A 20,941-nucleotide genomic window follows, 5' to 3' on the forward strand; every position below is an offset into this window, starting at 1 on the left:
GATCGGTGCAGGACGATCAGATCACTTCAGCCTTTTCGATCACCACGTCTTCGACCGGGACGTCGGCGAACATGCCCGAACGGGTGGTCTTGACGTTCTTGATCTTGTCGATCACGTCAGTGCCGTCGGTGACCTTGCCGAATACGCAATAGCCCCAGCCGTCCTGGCCCGGAAAGTCGAGGAAACTGTTGTTCTTGACGTTGACGAAGAACTGGGCCGATGCCGAGTGCGGCGCCGATGTACGTGCCATGGCCAGTGTGTACGGCTCGTTCTTGAGACCGTTCTTGGCTTCGTTTTCGACCGGGTCGTTGGTCGGCTTTTGCTTCATGCCTGGCTCGAAGCCGCCGCCCTGGATCATGAAGCCGTCGATCACGCGATGGAAAATGGTGCCGCTGTAATGGCCGGAATTGACGTAAGCCAGGAAGTTTTCAACCGTCTTCGGCGCTTTTTCAGCGTCCAGTTCGACCGTGAAGTTGCCGTGGTTGGTAGTGAAGAGAACAGCCATGAGAATTCCTTTGCGTGAAAAATGAAATGATGCGAAAAATTATACGGTATGCGTGCTGCAGCCCGGCTCCGGCTTACTTGACCAGCGTGGCCGACTGGATGACCACCGGAGTGACCGGCACGTCGTCGTACATGCCGCTGCTGCCGGTGCGGACCTGCTTGATCTTGTCGACCACGTCTGCTCCTTGCACAACCTTGCCGAACACTGCGTAACCCCAGCCATCGCGGCTGGGATAATCCAGCGGCTGGTTGTTGTTGACGTTGATGAAGAACTGGGCTGCGGCGGAGTGCGGATTCGAGGTGCGCGCCATGGCAATAGTATACGCCTCGTTTTTCAGGCCGTTCTTGGCTTCGTTCCTGATCGGCGCGTCAGTCGGCTTTTCGCGCATGTCCTTGTCGAAACCGCCGCCCTGGATCATGAAACCCTTGATCACGCGATGGAAGATGGTGCCGTTGTATTGACCCTTCTTGACGTATTGCAGGAAGTTGGCCACGGTGACAGGCGCCTTGTCGGCATCGAGTTCCAGCGTGATGTCGCCCATGCTGGTTTTGAGCAGCACGCGCGGCGCGTCGGCGGCATGCGCAAGCACGGCGGCGCCGGACAGGGAAATCGCGGCGATGCATTGCAGCAGCTTGCGGCGGGACAGGGCTTGAATCATGAAGAGCTTCCTTGCTTGAAAACGACTGAAAATGGACGGCTGAAATGCGGGGGAGGGAAGGCCGGATTCGCTCAGGCCGTGCCTTCGTAGACGATCTTCCATTGCGATCCTTCTTTTTGCCAGTACTGGCGCTTGCGGACCGCGTTCTTGTTCTTGCCGACGGCAGTTTCCTGAATGAAAGTACTGACGATCAGCTCATCCTTGCCTGGATAGCGATACAAGCTCAGGTCCCGCACTTTGACACTGGAGGGACGGGCGCCGTTCAGGTTTTTTTGCTGGCGGCTGAACCAGGTGCTGAGGCTTTCGCCGAGGTTGGAGCGGAAGGCCGGTGAATAATTGGCCAGTACCTTGTCGGCGTCCGCGGCTTCCATGTCTTGCTGCCACTGGTCCATGAATTTGCCGGCCGAGCCGCGCTCCTTGTCCCATTCGCTCTTGTTGACGAACTGGATGCCGTCGCTGATCACGACCACGGTCTTGCCGACTTCGGCGGTGGAGTACAGGCTTTGCAGGTCGGGATTGGCAAGCACCACGCAACCGTCGGACGACAGTGGTGGACGGCTGAAATTGTCGGACGGCGTGCCATGCAGCCAGATGCCCGAGCCGCTGCGGCCGTTGCGCTTGTCCCATTCATTGGGATAGTTGAGCGGCAGCGCGCCGGTGCCGTAGAAATCGGGCAGCTTGGGGCCGGGAATGCGGGCGTTGACGTAATACACGCCGATCGGCGTACGCTGGTCGCCTTCACGCGACTTGTTGACGCCGTAGCGGCCTTGCGAAATGTAATAGTCGGTGATGAAGCGCAACTGGCCGCCCTGATTTTCGTAGACGTACATGCGCGAACGGCTGGTATCGACCACCAGCACGTTCTTCTGGTCGTCGCCGACTTGCAGCACCGGCTTGGGAATCAGGTTGGGATTGGGACGCTCCTGCAGCGACTTGATGCGCACCATGGCTTCTGCGCGCAAATCCTTGAGCTTGTCGGCCGGAGCGTCGGCCATCGCGCCGAAGCCCCTGACCGGACGCGCGTGCATCATCAGCAGGTCGCCGCGCACCAGATGGCCGAGGCGGAAATGGGGATACGCCGCCACCAGCGCATCCGCCTTCGCTTGCGCTTCCTGCAGGCGGTTGTTGCCCAGGTCCTTGTAGATCTCGATCAGCAAGGCCTCGGGATCTGGCTTGCGGATTTCCGATTGCAGCGTTTGCGGCGGAATTGCGGAAGAGGAAGCGACGCTGGTTGCAACCGGCGCGCAGGCCAGGCAACTCAGCATCAGTCGTCCAAGGACTGATCGCAAGGGCAATCCCTTGCGCGTATTTGCAGCAAAACGAACCATCAGCCTCCCGTGCGCTCCTGTTTGATCAGCCACTTGTTGCCCTGTTTGGTCAGGATCAGTGTCTTGCGGCTGTTAACTGTCAGACGGTTCGAATTATATATCTGACGGAAGCGGACCGTTGCAGTGTCGTTCTTGATTGCGATTTGCGGCGTTTCGACCTTGACGGTGATATGGCCTTTTTCCTCAATGCGGGCGCGGCGCTCGTCAGCCCATTCCTTGCGCGATTCGCCCTTGGGCGTCTGGAAATCGCTGCCGTAGGCGGCCAGATAAGACTTTACGTCCATATCGCTCCAGGCCTTGGCCCAGTTGTTGACGGCGGCCAGCACGGCGGTCTTGTCTTTTTCTTCACGTGCCGATTCGGAGGCCTTGGCGGCGGCCTTGTCTGCCTTTTCAGCGGCCTTGTCAGCCTTGCTCGGCTTTTCGGCGGGCTTCTCGGCCGGTTTTTCAACCGGTTTCTCGACCGGCTTTTCAGCAGGCTTCGGTGCCGGCTTCTCAATCGGTTTTTCCGTCGGCTTCGGTTTTTCCACCGACGCTGCAGGTTCTGGTTTCGGTTCCGGCTTCGGCTTGGTTTCCGCGGCAGGCGCCGGCGTCGGTGCCGGAGTTGGGGGTGCGACCGGCGCCGCAGGCGTCGACGGCTTGCTGTTGGCGGTATTGGCGCTCGCCAGTTTCGGAATCGTGCCGCCGGTGATGTTGCCTGACAGCGTGCGCACCAGCGTCAGCTTTGGCTGCGGCACATTGCTGCCGGGATCGATCTGCAGCGCCTTGTCGTACGCCTGGCTGGCCAGCTTGGCGTAAATGTCGCCGAGGTTTTCCAGCGCGGTGGCGTAGGTCGGATTGGTGCGGATGGCCATGTCGAGCGTGGTGCGGGCCTTGTCATATTGACCATTGGCGGCGTACAGCACGGCCAGGTTGTTATATGGCTCCGGCAGGTCGGGGAAGTCTTCCGTCAGTTTGCTGAAGATGGCGATGGCTTCAGCGGACTTGTTTTGTTCCGCCAGGATCAGGCCCTTCACGAAACGCATCTGGGCGTCCCGCGGATGCTTGGCAAGAACCGCATCGGTCTTGATCAGGGCGTCGGCATACTGGCCGCTGCGCATGAGTTTGCTGATGTCCGAAACTTCGCTGGCCTGCGCCGGGTAGATTGCGGCGATCAAGCCGGATAAAATAACGGTCTTGCTCAAAATGCCACGCAATGCATTGCGATAAGTGTGCGGGGATGCAAGAGGCATGGTTTTCATCAATGCTATACTCGAACGAAAAGACGCATTTTATCAAAGAAGCACTATAAAAAGGGTTTTGGCAATCGTGTTGTATTCATGTTGTAGACCGCTATAAAACAACAAGCGCGGACGCACTGAAAACGTGCCGGCAGATGGCAACCCGCGCCTCTTGCTCAGCACTGAAACACCACACGAACCATTGCCGGAACCTATATTCCCATTCATGAGCACTCTGAAAATCTATAACACGCTGGCGCGTGATAAGCAGGCTTTTTCCCCAATCGAACCGGGCAAGGTCCGCCTCTACGTATGCGGCATGACGGTCTACGACTACTGCCATCTCGGCCACGCGCGCGTGATGGTCGTGTTCGACATGGTGCAACGCTGGTTGCGCGCGACAGGTTTCGATGTGACTTATGTCCGCAACATCACCGACATCGATGACAAGATCATCCAGCGCGCAATCGAAAATCGCGAATCGATCGGCCAGCTGACGCAGCGTTTCATCAAGGCCATGGACGAGGATGCCGCCGCGCTCGGCGTGCAGAAGCCGGATCATGAGCCGCGAGCCACGGCCTATGTGCCGCAGATGCTGGACCTGATCAGCAAACTTCAGACCAACGGCCTGGCTTACCAGGGCAGCGACGGCGACGTGAATTATTCGGTGCGTGACTTTCCCGGCTACGGCAAGTTGTCGGGAAAGTCGCTCGACGACCTGCGCGCCGGCGAGCGCGTCGACGTCAATACCGGCAAGCGTGATCCGCTGGACTTCGTGCTGTGGAAGGCCGCCAAGGAAAGCGAACCGGGCGAAGTCAAATGGGATTCGCCCTGGGGCAAGGGCCGGCCGGGCTGGCATATCGAATGCTCGGCCATGGCGAGTGATTTGCTTGGCGATCATTTCGATATTCATGGCGGCGGACAGGACTTGCAATTCCCGCATCATGAAAACGAAATCGCCCAATCGGAAGGCGCGCATCGGCACACCTTCGTCAATTATTGGATGCACAACGGTTTTATCCGTGTCGACAATGAAAAGATGTCGAAGTCGCTGGGAAATTTTTTCACCATCCGCGATGTCCTGAAAAAATACGATCCTGAAGTGGTACGCTTCTTCATTCTGCGCGCGCACTATCGCAGTCCGCTCAATTATTCGGATGCGCATCTGGACGACGCCCGCGTCGCCTTGACGCGTCTTTATACGGCACTGAAAGATGCGCCGGTTGAAGCGGGTACGGTAGCAGAGGTCGATCAGGGCGATGTCTACGCGCAGCGCTTTGCCGAAGCGATGAACGACGATTTCAATACGCCGGTGGCGGTTGCAGTGCTGTTCGATCTGGCCAATGAAGTCAACAAGACCAGGTCGCCGGCGCAGGCGCGGCAGTTGAAGGCGCTGGCGGGAGTGATCGGATTGCTGGAGCGGCCGGCCGAAGCTTTCCTTCAAGGCGGCCAGGGCAGCGAAGCTGCCGGCTTGTCCGCAGCAGATATCGAAGCAAAAATCGCGGCGCGCGTCGCCGCCAAGCAAGCAAGGAATTTCGCTGAAGCAGACGGCATCCGCGCCGAACTCGCTGCGGCCGGCGTGATTCTGGAAGACAAACCGGGCGGTTTGACCGAGTGGCGACGAGGCTGACGAGAATGATAAAAAACAATCCCGCTGATCCGGCGATCAGCGTACCGGCATATTGGGAGGACGCCAAAGCGGAGTTGATGAAGCGCGACCGCATCATGCGCAAGCTCATTCCGCAATTCGGCGACCTTCAGCTGACCGGCCGCGGCGATGCTTTCACCACGCTGGCGCGTTCCATTATCGGCCAGCAGATTTCCACCAGGAGCGCCCAGGCCGTCTGGCAGCGTTTCCTCGAAGCATGCCCGAAATGCATGCCGGCCCAGGTCATCAAGGCCGGTCCGGAGAATCTTGTCGCCTGCGGGCTGTCCAAACGCAAGGCCGAGTACATTCTTGACCTCGCCAATCACTTCAAGGCGAAGACTGTCCATCCCGACAAATGGGCGGAGATGGAAGACGAAGACGTCATCGCCGAGATGCTGCAAATCCGTGGGATCGGCCGCTGGACAGCCGAGATGTTTTTGATATTTAATCTGCTGCGGCCGAATGTGCTTCCCCTGGACGACCCCGGTTTGCTCAAGGGCATCAGCGACAGTTATTTTTCGGGCGAACCGGTATCGCGCAGCGATGCGCGCGAAGTCGCCGCGAACTGGGAGCCGTGGCGCACCGTCGCCACCTGGTATCTGTGGCGCAGCCTGGATGGCGCCGCCTCCTGAAGATTGAGAAAATTGCCCCTCGGCGACCAATGTTGTCAAGGAGGCAATGCGAATAGAAGGCATGCGGGCTGTTATACTCGCGCCTGTTCATGAAAATGCGTAAAGGAATACGATGAGCAAGTCGACAACGACATTTCTGGGTTTCGAGCAGGCAATCGCCGAGCTGGACGCCAAAATCGAAGAGTTGCGCTTTGTGCAAGACGACTCGGCAGTCGATATCTCGGAAGAGATCGAGCGCCTGGTCAAGAAGAGCCAGCAACTGACCAAGGATATCTACGCCAAGCTCACGCCATGGCAAGTGTCGCAAATCGCCCGTCATCCGCAACGTCCGTACACCATGGACTACGTGAATGAAATCTTCACCGACTTCCACGAACTGCACGGCGATCGCACCTATGCGGACGACCTGTCCATCGTCGGCGGTCTGGCGCGCTTCAATGGCCAGGCCTGCATGGTGATCGGTCATCAGAAGGGCCGCGATACCAAGGAACGCGCGCTGCGCAATTTCGGCATGCCGAAACCGGAAGGCTATCGCAAGGCCATGCGCCTGATGAAAGTCGCCGAAAAATTCAATTTGCCGATCTTCACCTTTGTCGACACGCCCGGTGCGTTCCCCGGCATCGACGCGGAAGAGCGCGGCCAATCCGAAGCGATCGGCCACAATCTCTATGTCATGGCCGAACTCAAGGTGCCGCTGATCGCCACCATCATCGGCGAAGGCGGCTCCGGCGGCGCGCTGGCGATTGCCGTCGGCGATTCGGTGCTGATGCTGCAATACGCGACCTATTCGGTGATCTCGCCGGAAGGCTGCGCCTCGATCCTGTGGAAGACCGCCGACCGCGCGTCCGACGCCGCCGAAGCGCTGGGCCTGACTGCACATCGGCTCAAGGCCATGGGCCTGATCGACAAGATCGTCAACGAACCGCTCGGCGGCGCCCATCGCGATCCCAAGCAAATGGCCTCGCTGCTCAAGCGCGCGCTGGCCGATACGCTGCGCCAGTTCCAGGGCGTCAAGACCAAGGAACTGCTGGCTGCGCGTCACGAGAAGCTCATGAGCTACGGCAAGTTCAAGGAACTCAATACGCAGGAATAAACCTGCCGCCGGCGTCGCTGCGTGAAGGTTGCGATGCCGGATTACAGTTCTTTTTTTGCAGATGGCCTCGTTTGAGGCCATTTTCTTTAGCGTCAGGCTGCCGGTGGCAGCTGTCATCTAGGCGCCGGAGTTCGTCTCATCCATCAACAGCCGTTATCGCTCACGCGCAGGAAAATCGTCATGTCCGCTTCAGGCGCCGTCCCCACCTTGCAAGAACAACTCGCCGAGGCCGTCGAGGCGCTGAGCATCCCGCATCGCTTCGACAACGATCGCACGCTGGCCGAAGCATTCCCGGTCATCGCTGTGGCTTACAGCGGCGGACTCGATTCGTCGGTGCTGCTGCATCTCGCCGCCGAATTCGCGCGTGAGCGCGGCATACGGCTGTTCGCCTTCCACATCCATCATGGCATCAGCGCCAATGCGGATCAGTGGCAGACGCATTGCCGCGCGCAATCCGAACGTGTCGGCGCCGGTTTCGATACGCGCAACGTGACACTGGCGACGAAGGACAAGAGTGGCGTGGAAGAAGCGGCGCGCGTGGCGCGTTACCAGGCGCTCGGGCAACTGTGCCGGGAGCATGGCGCAGGCCTGCTGCTGACCGCGCATCATCTCGACGATCAGGCCGAAACGGTGCTGCTGCAAATGCTGCGCGGCTCGGGTGTGGCCGGGATTTCAGGCATGGATGGCGCCAACGTTGCGGCGGAATTGCTCGGCGACGCCAACCTGCTGATGGCGCGCCCCTTGCTCGGCGCATCGCGCGGCGAGCTGGAGCAATATGCACGGCAAGAGCAGGTGGCGTACGTCGAGGATGAATCCAATAGCGACACGCGTTATGCACGCAATGCCTTGCGCCATAAAGTGATGCCGGTGCTGGCAGAATTCTTCCCCGGTTTTCAGGAACGCTTTGCACGTGCGGCGGGACACGCACAAGCGGCGCAGCGACTGCTGACGGTGCTGGCGGATCAGGATATCGCCGCTTGCCTGGAAGGGGAATATCTCAGCGTGCCGGCATTGCGCCGGCTCGATTCCGAACGCATCGACAATCTGTTGCGCCACTGGCTCGGCCTGCGCGGATTGCGCATGCCTTCGTCGGCCTGGCTGTTCGAACTGCGCACGCAGTTGCTCGATGCGAAATACGATGCACAGCTGTGCGTGACGCATCCCGATTGTCACGTACGACGTTATCGCGACCGTGTTTTCCTGACGCCGCGCCGCCCGCCGTTCGATGAAAACACCGGGCCGCAGCCGTTCACCTGGCGCGGTGAAGAGAAGCTGCATTTTCCACAGTTTTCCGGCAGCCTGTTTTTCGAGGTTTCCGACATTGGTTTTAACGCCGCATGGCTGCGCGAGCAAGCCTTGTCCGTCTGTTTGCGCAGCGGCGGCGAACGCGTCAGGCTGGCCTGGAATCGCCCGGCCAAGAGTCTCAAATATCATTTTCAAAACATGGACATTCCAGCCTGGGAACGTCCGTATCTGCCGCTTGTTTTTGCACAGGAGCAGATCCTGTATGCGGCGGGTATCGGCATGGATTGCCACGCGCAACCCAAGCCGGGCGAGGAGAGCGATGAGCGCCGGATTGCTTTGCGCTGGCAGGCCGATCTGAGTTGAGTGCGGGCGTCCGGTTTCTTAGCGACGCAATGAAAAACGGCTTGCCATGTTCGATGGCAAGCCGTTCTTTTTTGCGCTCCCTGAGCGTGTTTTACATGCTACCTGTACTTCACTTCAGGCTGCCTGAATTACTTGGTCTTGGCAGGTGCTGCTGGTGTTGCCGGCGTTGCTGGAGTTGCAGCTGCGTCAGTCGCTGGTTTTGCGGCAGCGGTCTTTTCAGCCTTGGCTTCCTTCTTGGTGTGCTTCACGGCCTTGTGCTTGGCTGCGTGCTCAGCCTTTGGCGCTGTTGTCGCAGCTGCAGGAGTCGCAGCGGCAGCAGGTGCTGCAGGTGCGCCGGTCTGAGCGAACACTGGCAGAGTCAGGGCGGAGAACAGTGCTGCAACGACGATGGATTTCGAGTTCATGGCAATTTCCTTAAAGAGAAGTTTTTTCAGTCTCGGCGCTAAGTGTTGCGCCTTACTTCCATTAACGAGCCGTGAACCGAAGCGACGACATCAGAGTGTTTCAAAAGATGTCATATTTGTAAGCGTATGTTGCTGTCTTTTCGCTACGCAAATGGCCAGCCGTGTGAACCGAACAAGCCGACCAGGCCGATGACGATCAGGTAAATCGCGATGATGAAATTGAGCAGGCGCGGCATGACGAGGATCAGAATGCCGGCGATCAGGGCGACCAGCGGGCCGAAGGAAAGATGAAGGTTCATGTGATGCTCCTTGTGGATTGATCTTGATCGGAACAGCTATATCCTTCTGACGTGATTGGGCCGGCGGAGTTCAGCGCACCGCCGCGCTTGTCCTTATAATGTCGGTCCCGATCCATCTGCAGAAAGTAAGGCATGGCTTTTCAATCCTGGTTTGCGTTTTTCCTGGCGGCTTGTCTGATCGCCATCTCGCCCGGTTCCGGCGCGGTCTTGTCGATGAGCCATGGCCTCAGCTACGGCGTGCGGCGCACCAGCGCCACGATCCTCGGACTGGAAGTCGCACTGGTGCTGATCCTGGTGATCGCCGGCGCCGGCGTGGGTTCGCTGCTGGTGGCCTCGGAAGCCGCCTTCAATACGATCAAGATCCTCGGCGCGGCCTACCTGATTTATCTCGGCTGGTCGCAGTGGCGCGCACCGGTGCATGTCGACGAGGCGCAGGCCGCGCGTCCGGCGGCGCCGACGGCATGGTGGCAGCGCACGGTCACCGGCTTCCTGACCAATGCCACCAATCCGAAAGGTATCGTCTTCATGGTCGCGGTCTTGCCGCAGTTCATCAACCATGAGCGTCCGCTATGGCTGCAGTTGCTGCTGATGGCGATCACCATGGTGGCGGTCGATTTGGTGGTGATGCACGGCTACGCGTTCGCGGCGAGCCGCATGCAGCGTTTTTTCCGGGATGCAAAAGCCGTGCGCATGCAGAACCGGTTTTTTGGCGGGGTGCTGATGCTGGTCGGCGCCGGGCTGTTTTTCTTCAAACGCAGTCAGCAATGATGTCGTGCCGACAATAAACTGGCAGACGTAAAAAAGCCCGCATCGACCATGTCGCCTGCGGGCTTTTTCTTCAACCTGAATTGCGGGGATTACTTGTCCTTCTTCAGGCACTCTTTCATGAAGGCTTTGCGGTCGTCGCCTTTCTTGCCGGTGGCGTCCTTGTTGCAGCTCTTCATCTTGTCTTGCTGGGTGACTGGGGCAGCGGGAGCGGCCGGCTTGTTGGAGAGGCACTCTTTCATGAAGGCCTTGCGTTCGTCGCCTTTCTTGCCGGCGGCGTCCTTGTTACAGGTGGTCATCTTGCTTTGCTGGGCGGTCTCCGCCATGGCGGCCGGAGCGAGCATGACGGGAGCGATGAGGGCGAGGGCCAAGGTTGCAAGCAGTTTTTTCATGGTTTTCTCCATTCAGGGATAACGTGGGTTGTGCGGCTCGGATGCCGCGTTCTTGCCTGGTTCTGCGCTTGCACGACGGCATGGCCGCCTGCTTGCCCTTGAACGTTTGCCAAACCAAGGGCGTTGACAGCGCCGCTACGCCATTTTTTCAGCGGGTGCAGCTGACATCGCCTTCGGGGCAGGTGGATAGCGCCTTGAGCTCTTTAGTGCGTTCCAGCGTCTTTTCCGTCAGGCAGGATTGCAGTGCCATGTTATGCACCGAGCCGCCGGCGCTACGCGAGTTGGCATACTTGCAGGACAGGTCGCGATACTTGATCCAGGCCAGCTGGACGTCGCGTATCTGGTTTTGCTGGGTTTTGTCGAGGCGCTTGCGGTAGTCGACGTAGGTCTGGTTCAGCTCGGCGTCGGCCTTGTTGAGCGCCTGGCTGGCGCATTCGTCCATGTCGGCCTGGGTTTGGGCGCTATTGCAGTCCAGCGCCCAGGCGTTGCAGCCGGCGACGGAGAAGGAGAGCAGCGCGACGATGCGGCATAGGGATGATTTCATGTTTTTCCTCAACTTTATCTGGTGGCGAGTGTCTACGTTGCGGTAGGCAAAAGCAAGCGCTTTGCACGGCAAGATTGTTGCCAAGTGTTACCGTGCGGGAGCAGAACACGGGGGCAGAGCGCTGCGAGTTTTTTAGAAGTGCCGCCCGGCATCGAGTTCAATCGAAAACCAATCAATATTTCAAGCGAAGACTGGATAAATTCATGGCGCTCAACTGGATCGCAGCTTTCAAACTGATACCTTGGGCCGACGTCGTTCAGGCCACGCCGACCGTGGTGCGCGGCGCCAAGGACTTGTGGGCGCGCACGCGGGCGGGCAAGGCCGCCTCGTCCGCCGTTGAGGATGGCGCAGCGCCGGCCCCGGGCAGTCCGGAACATCTGGCGCAGCGCATCACGCAGCTGGAAGCGGAGCAGGTCGACGCCTCGGCGCTGATCAATACGCTGGCCGAGCAAAACGCGCAATTGGTGGCGGCGCTCGACAACGTACGCAACAAGGTCAAGCTGCTGGTTGCGGCGTGCGTGTTGCTGGCGTTGAGCAGCGCGGCCTTGTGGCTGCGCTAGCCGGATGAGGTCGCCGGCGGCGTAAAAAAACCAACCCCGCCGGCATACGCTATGCTGTCGGCAATGGACGCGCTTGTCTGGTGGCAAGCGCGTCGTTTCTTTCTGATTTCCCGCCTGGAGCCGCATGTTTCTTCTCTCGTTACGCATGACGCGCCGTGACTGGCGCGCCGGTGAATTGCGCTTTTTGCTGATTGCCCTGATCGTCGCCGTGGCGGCGTTGTCCTCGGTCGGCTTTTTCGTCGACCGCATGCGCGCCGGCCTCACGCGCGATGCGCACCAGTTGCTCGGCGCCGATCTGCTGGTCGGTGCGGACCAGCCGCTCAATCCGGCCTGGATCGAGCAAGCGCAAAAAAATAATCTGACGATGGCGCAGACGGTGGTTTTCCCGAGCATGGCGATTGCCGGCGAAGGAGACGCCGGCCCCGATGCGGCGCGCTCCATCCTCTCATCGATCAAGGCGGTCACCAGCGCCTATCCGCTGCGCGGACAGCTGAAGCTGGCAACCCCTGAGGGCGTGGACCGTGCTGCCGAAGGCGTCCCGCAAGCCGGCTCGGTATGGGTCGATCCGAACATCCTCTCGGCCCTGCAAGTCAGGCAGGGCGATGCGCTCAAGCTGGGCGACCAGCGCTTCCGCATTGCCGGCGTGATCGCTGTCGAACCCGATCGCGGCAGCGCCTTCGTCAATTTCGCGCCGCGCGTGATGCTGTCGATGGACGACCTTGCCGCCACGGGCCTGGTGCAGTTCGGTTCGCGGGTCACCTACCGCCTGCTGCTGGCCGGGGCGCCGGAGCAGGTCAAGTCCTACCAGCAATGGCTGCAGAAGACCATCGATGACGGCAACGTCAAGGGCGTGCGCATCGAGTCGCTCGAATCAGGCCGTCCGGAGATGCGCGCCACGTTGGATCGCGCCGAACAATTCCTGTCGCTGGTCGGCCTCTTGTCGGCCTTGCTGGCTGCGGTCGCCGTGGCGATGGCGGCACGCCGTTTCATGCTGCGGCATCTGGATGCCTGTGCCATGCTGCGCTGTTTCGGCATGACGCAAAACCAGGTCACGCTGATGTACCTGCAGGAATTCATTGTGGTCGGACTGGCCGGCAGCGCACTCGGCGTAGCCCTCGGTTTTGCCGCGCACTTTGCACTGCTCGAATGGCTGGGTCGCTTCATGCCGACCGCGCTGCCGGCGGCGAGCTGGTGGCCGGCGCTGCAAGGCGTGGCGGTCGGCTTGCTGTTGCTGGTCGGGTTCGCCTTGCCGCCGCTGCTGCAGCTGCGCAACGTGCCGCATAACCGCGTGATCCGGCGCGAAGCGTCGGCGCCAAAAGCGATGAGCATCGCCACCTATGCGCTGGGCATGCTGGTGTTTGCAGGATTGCTGCTGTGGCAGGCAGGCGATATCAAGCTGGGGGCGATGACGGCGGCAGGATTTCTCGGCGGTTTTGCATCGTTTGCGCTGATTGCCTGGGCGTGCCTGCGCAGCGTGCAATCGCTGCGCGGCCTGTTCAACAACCAGAGCTGGCGTTTCGCCATCGACGGCTTGCAACGCCGTCCGGGCGCCACTACGATGCAGATCGTCGCGCTCGGTCTCGGCCTGATGGCCTTGCTGTTGCTGACGGTGATCCGCGGCGACCTGATCGGCGCCTGGCGCCAGGCCACGCCGGCGGATGCGCCGAACCGTTTCGTCATCAATATCCAGCCGGACCAGAAAGACGTGGTCGAGGAAAAACTGAAACAGGCAGGTCTGCAGCAGGCGCGTCTGTTCCCGATGATTCGCGGCCGCTTGGTGCAGGTCAACGGCAAGCCCGTCACCAACGACACTTATCAGGAAGACCGCGCCAGGCGCCTGGTGGATCGCGAATTCAATCTCTCCACCATGCGCGACCTGCCGGCGCAGAACACCATCGTCGGCGGCAAATGGTATGACGACAGCCGTCCCGAAGCCTCGGTGGAGGAGGGCCTGGCCAAGACACTCAAGCTTAGCCTCGGCGATCAGCTGCAATTCGATATCGCGGGGCAATTGATCAGCGTGCCGATCACCAGCATTCGCAAACTGGAGTGGGGCTCGCTGCGCGTCAATTTCTTCGTCATCATCAATCCGGCGGCGATGCGCGAGATGCCCCAGACCTGGATCACCGCATTCCACTTGCCGGACGCCAAGGCCGGACTGGGCAACGTGCTCACGCGCGATTTCCCGAACCTGACGGTGGTCGACATCGGCAGCGTGTTGAAACAAATCCAGGATATCGTCGATCAGGTGATTTCCGCAGTGGAATTCCTGTTCCTCTTTACGCTGACGGCCGGCGTGCTGGTGCTGTACGCCGCGCTGGTCGGCACCCAGGATGAGAGGGTGCGCGAAGCGGGCCTGCTGCGGGCGCTCGGCGCCACCCGGCAGGAGTTGGCAAAGGCGCAACGCATCGAGGTCATGCTGATCGGCAGCGTGGCCGGATTGCTGGCCGCCAGCGGCGCCGCCGGCATCGGCTGGGCGCTGGCGCACTACGTGTTCGACTTCGAATGGCGCTTCAGTCCGTGGCTATGGCTGGCGGGCGCGGGCATCGGCATGGCTTGCGCCGTGTTCGGCGGCTGGGCGGGTTTGCGCAATGTGCTGTCGAGGCCGCCACTGCAGACCCTGCGCGAAGCATAGCGAGGGCGTAACCGGGAGACATACCGCCGCCGAAGCAGGTATCATCTCGGTCTATGCAAATCGAAGACCTCAATCAGCCGACTGTCTATGACATGATCGGCGGCGCGGAAAAGCTGCGCGCCATGGTGGATCGTTTCTACGATCTGATGGACCTCGAGCCGGAATTCGCCGGCATCCGTGCGCTGCACCCGCCGTCGCTCGACGGTTCGCGCGACAAGACCTACTGGTTTCTGTCCGGCTGGAGCGGCGGTCCCAACCTGTACATCGAACGCTTCGGCCATCCGTTCTTGCGCGCACGCCATCTGCCGTTTGCCATCGGCATTTCCGAACGCGACCAGTGGTTGCGCTGCATGGCCTGGGCGATGGAAGACACCGGCCTTGACGAAGCCCTGCGCACGCGCCTGATGCAGTCGTTTTTCCAGACCGCCGACTGGATGCGCAACAAGCCTGAGTGACAATTCCGACCTCCGACCTATCAACGAAACACCAAGAAACAGCGACATGACCCAGACTGAAATGATTCTCCTTGCCCTGATTGCCGTCGGCATCGTGCTGCAGATAGCGATCCTACTGCGCGGCCGCGGCGGCATCGACATCGGCGGGCCGTTGCAGCAACTCAAGAGCGAATTGCAGCGCCATCAGCAAGACCTGGCCGAGCGCAGCGAACGCGAATTGCGCGACCAGCTGCAATCCAATGCGCAAAGCACGCGCCAGGAACTGGGCGGCAACTTCGGCCAGTTGCAGCAGACCCTGGCGGCGCAGATGACCAGCGTCGCGACCTTGCAGAACAACCAGATCGACAGCTTCGCCCAGCAACTGGTCAAGCTCAACGAGACCAATGCCCAGCAACTCGACGGCATGCGCCAGACCATGAACCTGCAAGCGCAGGCCAGCCGCGAAGAGCAGGCGGTCTCGCTCAAGCGTTTCGGCGATACGCTGAACCAGACGCTGACCGCGCTGACCGAATCCAACGCGCAGCGCATGGCTGAAGTGCGCGCCACGCTGGAAGCCAAGATCAAGGACCTGCAACTCGATAACGGCAATCGCCTGGAAGAGATGCGCAAGACCGTTGACGAGAAGCTGCACGCCACGCTGGAACAGCGCCTGGGCGAATCGTTCAAGCTGGTGTCGGATCGCCTCGACAAGGTCCATCAGGGCCTGGGTGAAATGCAGCAGCTGGCGATCGGCGTGGGCGACCTGAAACGCGTGCTGACCAACGTCAAGACGCGCGGCACCTGGGGCGAAGTGCAGCTGGAAATGCTGCTCGAACAAATGCTCACGCCCGACCAGTACGCCAAGAACGTCGAGACCGTGCCCAATACCGGCGAGCGCGTCGAGTTCGCGATCAAGCTGCCGGGCAACGACGACGGCGGCATGCCGGTGTGGATGCCGATCGACGCCAAATTCCCGAAGGAACAATACGAACGCCTGGCCGAAGCGGCCGACCGCGCCGACGCCGAGGGCGTGGCGCAAGCCGGCCGAGAACTGGAACGCGCCGTGCGCGGCGAGGCCAAGACCATTGCAGAAAAATATCTGTCGCCGCCGTTGACGACCGATTTCGCCATCCTGTTCCTGCCGACCGAAGGCTTGTATGCGGAGGTCATGCGCCGCCCGGGATTGTCGGACGACCTGCAGCGTACGCATCGCGTCAGCATCGCCGGACCGTCGACCTTGTCGGCGCTGCTCAACAGTCTGCAGATGGGATTCCGCACGTTGGCGCTGGAAAAGCGTTCATCGGAAGTGTGGCAGGTGCTGGGGGCGGTGAAGACCGAATTCGGCAAGTTCGGCGATGTGCTGGCCGCGACCAAGAGTACGCTGGAACGCGCCGCCAAGAACATCGAGCAGGCCGAGACGCGCACGCGCCAGATGACGCGCAAACTGAAATCGGTGGAAGCCTTGCCGAGCGATACGGCGCAGAAACTGCTGGGTACCGCCGAGCCGGAAATCGACGGCGACGGCCAGAGCGAATTGCTCTGAGACCGTGAACAGGTTCCGGGCGCTGAAGCAGTCCAGGCTCGGTCCCGGTCCGAAAAATCAGCGAATCAGAAATTTCATCAGCAACGCAAACAGCTTGCCGTAAGGTGGGTTGAACAGCCGCATGACGTTGAAGCGGCTTTGCGTGAACACCGGCTTCATGTGCGAAAAGCGCCTGAAACCTTCCTCTCCATGATAGGCGCCCATGCCGGACGCGCCGACGCCGCCGAACGGCAAATTCTCTTGTGCAATGTGCAGCAGCGTGTCGTTGACCGTCACGCCGCCGGCGACCGTCTGTGACAAGACCAGGTCGATGGCCGTCTCGCTTTTTGCAAACAGATACAGTGCGAGCGGACGCGGCCTGGCGTTGACGAAGGCAATCGCCTCGTCGAGATTCTCATAGGTCACGAGCGGCAGCAGCGGCCCGAAAATTTCTTCCTGCAGGATACGGGTGTCCGGTGCGACTTGCGTCAGCGCCATGGGCGGCAACAGGCGCGTCGACGGGTGCGGCGTATGCGTGGAGAGTGGTGCGACCGTCGCGCCGCGTGCGCGCGCATCGTCGAGCAGCGCCTGCAAGCGTGCGAAATGCCGGTCATTGACGATGCTGGTGTAGTCGTCGACGGCCAGGCGTTCGTCGTTGAGCGCAGGATACGTGCGCGCCACGACGGCGCGTGCGGCGTCGATGAAATCACGTTCACGGCCGTGTGGCAGCAATACGTAGTCGGGTGCAATGCAAGTCTGGCCGGCGTTAAGCAGCTTGCCGCTGATGATGCGCGCGACGGCATGCCTGAAATCTGCATCGGCGGCAATGATCGCCGGCGATTTTCCGCCCAGCTCCAGCGTCACCGGCGTCAATCGCTCGCTGGCGACGCGCATGACCTCGCGGCCGACAGCGGTGGAGCCGGTAAAAATCAGATGGTCGAAGGCGAGGGCGCAGAATTCCCGGGCGACATCGATGCCCCCATTGACGACGGTGATTTCATCGTCGGAAAACGATTGCCGGATCAGCCGTTCGAACAACTCGCCGAAGATCGGCGTGTTTTCCGACAGCTTGATCATCGCCAGGTTGCCGGCGGCCAGTGCGCAGGCCAGCGGACCGACGGTCAGCAGCAGCGGATAATTCCACGGCGTGATGATGCCGACGACGCCGAGCGGCTGCGGCAGCACGCGATTGCCGGCAGGCTTGAACCAGATTGCCGTCGGTCGGACTTGTGGCTGCATCCAATGCTTGCCGTGGGTCAGTGCGTGGTCGATCGCCTGCAGGCTGGTGAAGACTTCGAGGAATTGCGTTTCATGTTGCGAGCGGTTGCCGAAGTCGGCGCTGATTGCAGCGGCGATGCCGTCGCGATGGCGCAGCAGCAGATGGCGCAAGCGTTGCAGCCGGTCGCGGCGCTCTTCCCACGGCGTCGCCGGCTGTGCGCGCGAGCGCAGATGCAGCCGGTCGAAGCGCGCGGTCAGCGTCATGGCTTCAGATCAGGCCGTCGAACAGGACCACCTGCACCAGGTCGCCGGCGGCGACGTCCCCTTGTGCATCGTCAAGCACGATGATGCAATTGGCGTCGGACATGGAACGCAGGATGCCGGAGCCTTGCGCGCCGGTCAGCTTCACCTTCCATACACCGTCGCTGTCGGGTGCGAGGATGCCGCGTTGGTATTCGGTGCGTCCCGGCTTCTTGCGAATGGCCGACAGGGTCATCGCCTGCAGGCGCGGCAACGGACCGGCGTCGGCACCCATCATGCGCAGTAGTGCATCGCGCACGAAGAAATAAAAACTCACCATCACCGCCACGGGATTGCCCGGCAGGCCGAACAGATAGGCGCCGCGATCATGTGACGCGATGCGGCCGAAGGCCATCGGGCGGCCCGGACGCATGCCGATTTTCCAGAACAGCATGTCGCCCAGTTTGGTCATGGTCTGTTTGGTGTAATCGGCCGCGCCGACCGAGACGCCGCCGGAGGTGATGACGGCATCGGCGTGCTCGCAGGCGCTGCGGAAGGCCGCTTCCATGGCGACCGGATCGTCCCTGACCACGCCCATGTCGATGATGTCGCAGCCCAGGCGCGTGAGCATGCCGTACAGCGTATAGCGGTTGGAGTCGTAGACGCAGCCCGGATCGAGCGGCTCGCCGACCGAGCGCAATTCGTCCCCGGTCGAGAAGAAGGCCACGCGCAGGCGGCGCTGCACCGGAACCTCGGTCACGCCCAGCGAGGCGAGCATGCCGATATCGGCGGGGCGCAGGATCTTGCCGGCGCGCAGTGCAATCTGACCATTGCGCAAGTCTTCACCGCGCAAGCGGCGGTTGTCGCCGCGTCGTACGCGACCAGCCGGAATGGTGACGGCGGCATCGGATTGATGCTCGGTAAATTCCTGCGGGATGACGGTATCGCAATCGGCCGGCATGGCGGCGCCGGTCATGATGCGAACGCATTCGCCTGCGGCCACGGCGCCGTCGAACTGCCGGCCGGCATGGACGCTGCCGACGATACGCAGCGTCAGCGTCTGATTGCTCGCGAGGTCGTCGCCACGTAGCGCATACCCGTCCATGGCGGAATTGTCGTTGGCGGGGACGTCGATGGTCGAGGTGATATCGGCGGCCAGCGTACGGTCCAGCGCGCTGCGGATGGCGACGCGTTCGATCGAAGAAATCGGCTGCACGAAATCGTGGATGATTTTTTGCGCCTGCGGCACGGTCATCGCATCCGGGTCATAACCGGACATGCAACTGACGATGTCGGAGAGGGAGAGTTGAGTCATTTATTCGGATTCCAGTTGGCGCAGCTCTTGCAGCGTGTTGATGTTGCAGAAGGCGGTTTCGTCGTCGAAATGGACTTCGACGGTGTGGATGCCGGCAAACCAGCGTTCCATTTTGCGGCCGTCCTCTTGCAGGAAGCCGGTCAGTGAGGGCAGCAGCGTTTTCCTGAGCAGGCAGAACACCGGGTGACGCTGCAAATCGGTCTGGCCAGCGCGGCCGGTGACGGCGATGGCCGCGTCGGCCTGTTGCAGCGAGAGCGCTGCGGCCAGCTTCGCCACCAAATCCATGGGCAGCAGCGGCGAGTCGCAAGGCGCGGCGGCCAGGTAGTCAGTGGCGCAATGCGTCAGGCCGCTATGCAGGCCTGCCAGCGGACCGGGGAAGTCAGGCAGCAGGTCCGGCCATACCGGAAGATTGAACGCCGCGTAGTCGCTCTGATGGCGGTTGGCGTTGATCGCCAGCGTGCCGGTCTGGCCGGCCAGGCGTTCGATCACGTGCGCCGCCAGCGGCTTGCCGCGAAACAGCTGCAAGCCTTTGTCGACGTGGCCCATGCGGGCGCCGCGTCCGCCTGCCAGTACGAGGCCGGTAATCTGCTGGAGAGAAATGGATGGGGTGACGGCCATGGCCATCAGCCGCCGATGTACGACATTTCGACTTTACGCACTTGCGGCATCGATGTCGGGGACGAGCCTTTCTGTTCGCTCCGCAGTTCGGAATAGCGATCGCTGCGGCGGCCCCAGATGGCGGCGATGGTGGATGAAATTTCCGCATCGCTGCGCTCGCCGCGCAACAGGCCGCGCAGGTCATGGCCTTCGCCGGCGAACAGGCAGGTATAGATTTTTCCTTCGGTCGACAGGCGCGCGCGGCTGCAATCCTGGCAGAACGCCTGGGTGACGCTGGAGATGACGCCGATTTCACCGCCGCCGTCCCGGTAGCGCCAGCGCTGCGCGGTCTCGCCGGTGTAGTTGGCGTCGATCGCTTCGAGCGGCAGTTCGGCATGAATGCGGCGGATCACTTCACTGGATGGCACCACTTCATCCATGCGCCAGCCGTTCGAGCTGCCGACGTCCATGTATTCGATGAAGCGCAGGGTGAACGGCGAGTCCTTGAAGTGGCGCGCCATCGCCAGGATTTCGTGGTCGTTGACGCCTTTCTTGACCACCATGTTGATCTTGATCGGGCCGAGGCCGACCTTGTGCGCGACGTCGAGGCCGTGCAGGATCTGCGAGACCGGAACGTCGACGTCGTTCATGCGCTTGAAGTTGGCGTCGTCGAGTGCATCCAGCGAGACCGTGACGCGCTTGAGGCCTGCGTTCTTCAACGCCTGCGCCTTTTGCGCCAGCAGCGTGCCGTTGGTGGTCAGGGTCAGGTCGAGCTCGCGGCCGTCGGGCGTGCGCAGTTCATGCAACATGCCGATCAGGCGTTCCAGGTGCTTGCGCAGCAGCGGTTCGCCGCCGGTCAGGCGAATTTTCTCCACGCCATGGGCGACAAATAATTTTGCCAGACGCGCGATTTCTTCAAACGACAGCAGGGAAGAGTGCGGCAGGAAGTTGTAGTCCTTGTCGAACACTTCCTTGGGCATGCAATACACACAGCGGAAATTGCAACGATCAGTGACCGAAATGCGTAGGTCGTGCAACGGACGCATCAAGGCGTCGGCGAGGAAGCCGGACGGCGCTTCCAGCAGCGCGGGCACGGCTGCGAAGCTAGCGTTCAGGCGTTCGTCGATGATCGGAATGATGCGTTTGTTCATACTCGCTACGATAGCATGCGGAGGAAAATTCGGCAGTGTACAGAGCTGCCGGAGCGATCCCGGTACAGTACGGAAACAAGAGGATGTTTACTTGCCTTTTTGCAATGATGCAAACGCACATTCAGCCGGCGGCAGACGAGAAAAAAGGGAGTTTTCACTCCCTTTTTTCTTGCTGC

Annotated in this window: 21 protein-coding genes; 9 read left to right on the plus strand and 12 right to left on the minus strand. The window is 61.0% G+C overall.

The window, feature by feature from the left end; genetic code table 11:
• Positions 1–16: 16 nt before the first annotated feature.
• From F506_RS11030 to F506_RS11045, 4 genes are all read right to left on the minus strand, one after another.
• Positions 17–505: a peptidylprolyl isomerase gene (locus F506_RS11030; RefSeq protein WP_053197437.1), complete on the minus strand. Its 489-nt coding sequence runs from the start codon at positions 503–505 to the stop codon at positions 17–19.
• Positions 506–578: 73 nt separating this feature from the next.
• Complete coding sequence (locus tag F506_RS11035) at positions 579–1,163, minus strand: peptidylprolyl isomerase (RefSeq protein ID WP_053197439.1); 585 nt, start codon at positions 1,161–1,163, stop codon at positions 579–581.
• Between the two features lie 71 nt (positions 1,164–1,234).
• Positions 1,235–2,491: a L,D-transpeptidase family protein gene (locus F506_RS11040; RefSeq protein WP_053197441.1), complete on the minus strand. Its 1,257-nt coding sequence runs from the start codon at positions 2,489–2,491 to the stop codon at positions 1,235–1,237.
• On the minus strand, positions 2,491–3,729 hold the full coding sequence (locus F506_RS11045) for a L,D-transpeptidase Cds6 family protein (protein ID WP_053197443.1): 1,239 nt from the start codon (positions 3,727–3,729) through the stop codon (positions 2,491–2,493). Before F506_RS11045 ends, F506_RS11040 begins: the two co-directional genes overlap by 1 nt.
• Positions 3,730–3,934: 205 nt before the next feature.
• Between F506_RS11045 and cysS the strand changes: the two genes are divergently transcribed.
• The 4 genes from cysS (at position 3,935) to tilS (ending at position 8,689) form a co-directional block, all read left to right on the plus strand.
• Positions 3,935–5,338 (plus strand): cysteine--tRNA ligase, encoded by a 1,404-nt coding sequence (gene cysS, locus F506_RS11050; RefSeq protein ID WP_053197445.1) that lies wholly within the window; start codon positions 3,935–3,937, stop codon positions 5,336–5,338.
• 5 nt (positions 5,339–5,343) lie between these two features.
• Positions 5,344–5,988 (plus strand): DNA-3-methyladenine glycosylase family protein, encoded by a 645-nt coding sequence (locus F506_RS11055; RefSeq protein ID WP_053197447.1) that lies wholly within the window; start codon positions 5,344–5,346, stop codon positions 5,986–5,988.
• Between the two features lie 112 nt (positions 5,989–6,100).
• The gene (locus tag F506_RS11060; protein WP_053197449.1) at positions 6,101–7,081 is read left to right on the plus strand and encodes an acetyl-CoA carboxylase carboxyltransferase subunit alpha; all 981 of its coding nucleotides are present in this window, start codon (positions 6,101–6,103) and stop codon (positions 7,079–7,081) included.
• 180 nt (positions 7,082–7,261) lie between these two features.
• Complete coding sequence (tilS, locus tag F506_RS11065) at positions 7,262–8,689, plus strand: tRNA lysidine(34) synthetase TilS (RefSeq protein ID WP_053197450.1); 1,428 nt, start codon at positions 7,262–7,264, stop codon at positions 8,687–8,689.
• Positions 8,690–8,817: 128 nt separating this feature from the next.
• Here the strand turns inward: tilS and F506_RS11070 are convergent, their stop codons facing one another.
• Together F506_RS11070 and F506_RS22680 are read right to left on the minus strand one after the other, a co-directional pair.
• Complete coding sequence (locus F506_RS11070; protein WP_053197452.1) at positions 8,818–9,093, minus strand: hypothetical protein; 276 nt, start codon at positions 9,091–9,093, stop codon at positions 8,818–8,820.
• Positions 9,094–9,236: 143 nt separating this feature from the next.
• Positions 9,237–9,392 carry a DUF3096 domain-containing protein gene (locus tag F506_RS22680; RefSeq protein WP_083457757.1) on the minus strand — a complete coding sequence of 52 codons (156 nt, stop codon included), beginning with the start codon at positions 9,390–9,392 and terminating at the stop codon, positions 9,237–9,239.
• 132 nt (positions 9,393–9,524) lie between these two features.
• Between F506_RS22680 and F506_RS11075 the strand changes: the two genes are divergently transcribed.
• Positions 9,525–10,160, plus strand: a complete 636-nt coding sequence (locus F506_RS11075; protein WP_053197455.1) for a LysE family transporter — start codon at positions 9,525–9,527, stop codon at positions 10,158–10,160.
• A gap of 89 nt (positions 10,161–10,249) precedes the next feature.
• Here the strand turns inward: F506_RS11075 and F506_RS11080 are convergent, their stop codons facing one another.
• Together F506_RS11080 and F506_RS11085 are read right to left on the minus strand one after the other, a co-directional pair.
• A complete protein-coding gene (locus F506_RS11080; RefSeq protein ID WP_053197457.1) occupies positions 10,250–10,549 on the minus strand; it encodes a PsiF family protein in 300 nt (99 codons plus the stop codon).
• A gap of 148 nt (positions 10,550–10,697) precedes the next feature.
• Entirely contained in the window at positions 10,698–11,093 is a 396-nt protein-coding gene (locus F506_RS11085; RefSeq protein WP_053197458.1) for a lysozyme inhibitor LprI family protein, read from the minus strand.
• Positions 11,094–11,296: 203 nt separating this feature from the next.
• Between F506_RS11085 and F506_RS11090 the strand changes: the two genes are divergently transcribed.
• The 4 genes from F506_RS11090 to rmuC all read left to right on the plus strand — a co-directional run bounded on the left by F506_RS11090 (position 11,297) and on the right by rmuC (position 16,265).
• A complete protein-coding gene (locus F506_RS11090) occupies positions 11,297–11,653 on the plus strand; it encodes a hypothetical protein (protein WP_053197460.1) in 357 nt (118 codons plus the stop codon).
• A 124-nt stretch (positions 11,654–11,777) separates the two neighbouring features.
• A complete protein-coding gene (locus tag F506_RS11095) occupies positions 11,778–14,288 on the plus strand; it encodes an ABC transporter permease (RefSeq protein ID WP_053197462.1) in 2,511 nt (836 codons plus the stop codon).
• A gap of 53 nt (positions 14,289–14,341) precedes the next feature.
• Entirely contained in the window at positions 14,342–14,743 is a 402-nt protein-coding gene (locus F506_RS11100) for a group II truncated hemoglobin (protein ID WP_053197463.1), read from the plus strand.
• Between the two features lie 46 nt (positions 14,744–14,789).
• Positions 14,790–16,265, plus strand: a complete 1,476-nt coding sequence (gene rmuC, locus F506_RS11105) for a DNA recombination protein RmuC (protein WP_200907727.1) — start codon at positions 14,790–14,792, stop codon at positions 16,263–16,265.
• 57 nt (positions 16,266–16,322) lie between these two features.
• Here the strand turns inward: rmuC and F506_RS11110 are convergent, their stop codons facing one another.
• Genes F506_RS11110 through moaA form a run of 4 tightly spaced genes read right to left on the minus strand, consistent with a single transcriptional unit; the run spans position 16,323 to position 20,765 of the window.
• The gene (locus tag F506_RS11110) at positions 16,323–17,726 is read right to left on the minus strand and encodes a coniferyl aldehyde dehydrogenase (RefSeq protein ID WP_053197464.1); all 1,404 of its coding nucleotides are present in this window, start codon (positions 17,724–17,726) and stop codon (positions 16,323–16,325) included.
• Positions 17,727–17,730: 4 nt separating this feature from the next.
• The gene (gene moeA, locus F506_RS11115; RefSeq protein WP_053197466.1) at positions 17,731–19,017 is read right to left on the minus strand and encodes a molybdopterin molybdotransferase MoeA; all 1,287 of its coding nucleotides are present in this window, start codon (positions 19,015–19,017) and stop codon (positions 17,731–17,733) included.
• Positions 19,018–19,641, minus strand: a complete 624-nt coding sequence (gene mobA, locus F506_RS11120; RefSeq protein WP_053197467.1) for a molybdenum cofactor guanylyltransferase MobA — start codon at positions 19,639–19,641, stop codon at positions 19,018–19,020.
• Complete coding sequence (gene moaA, locus F506_RS11125) at positions 19,641–20,765, minus strand: GTP 3',8-cyclase MoaA (protein WP_053197469.1); 1,125 nt, start codon at positions 20,763–20,765, stop codon at positions 19,641–19,643. Before moaA ends, mobA begins: the two co-directional genes overlap by 1 nt.
• Between the last annotated feature and the right edge of the window lie 176 nt (positions 20,766–20,941).

It is taken from the genome of Herbaspirillum hiltneri N3, from assembly GCF_001267925.1.
GTDB classification, from domain to species: Bacteria; Pseudomonadota; Gammaproteobacteria; order Burkholderiales; family Burkholderiaceae_D; genus Herbaspirillum; species Herbaspirillum hiltneri.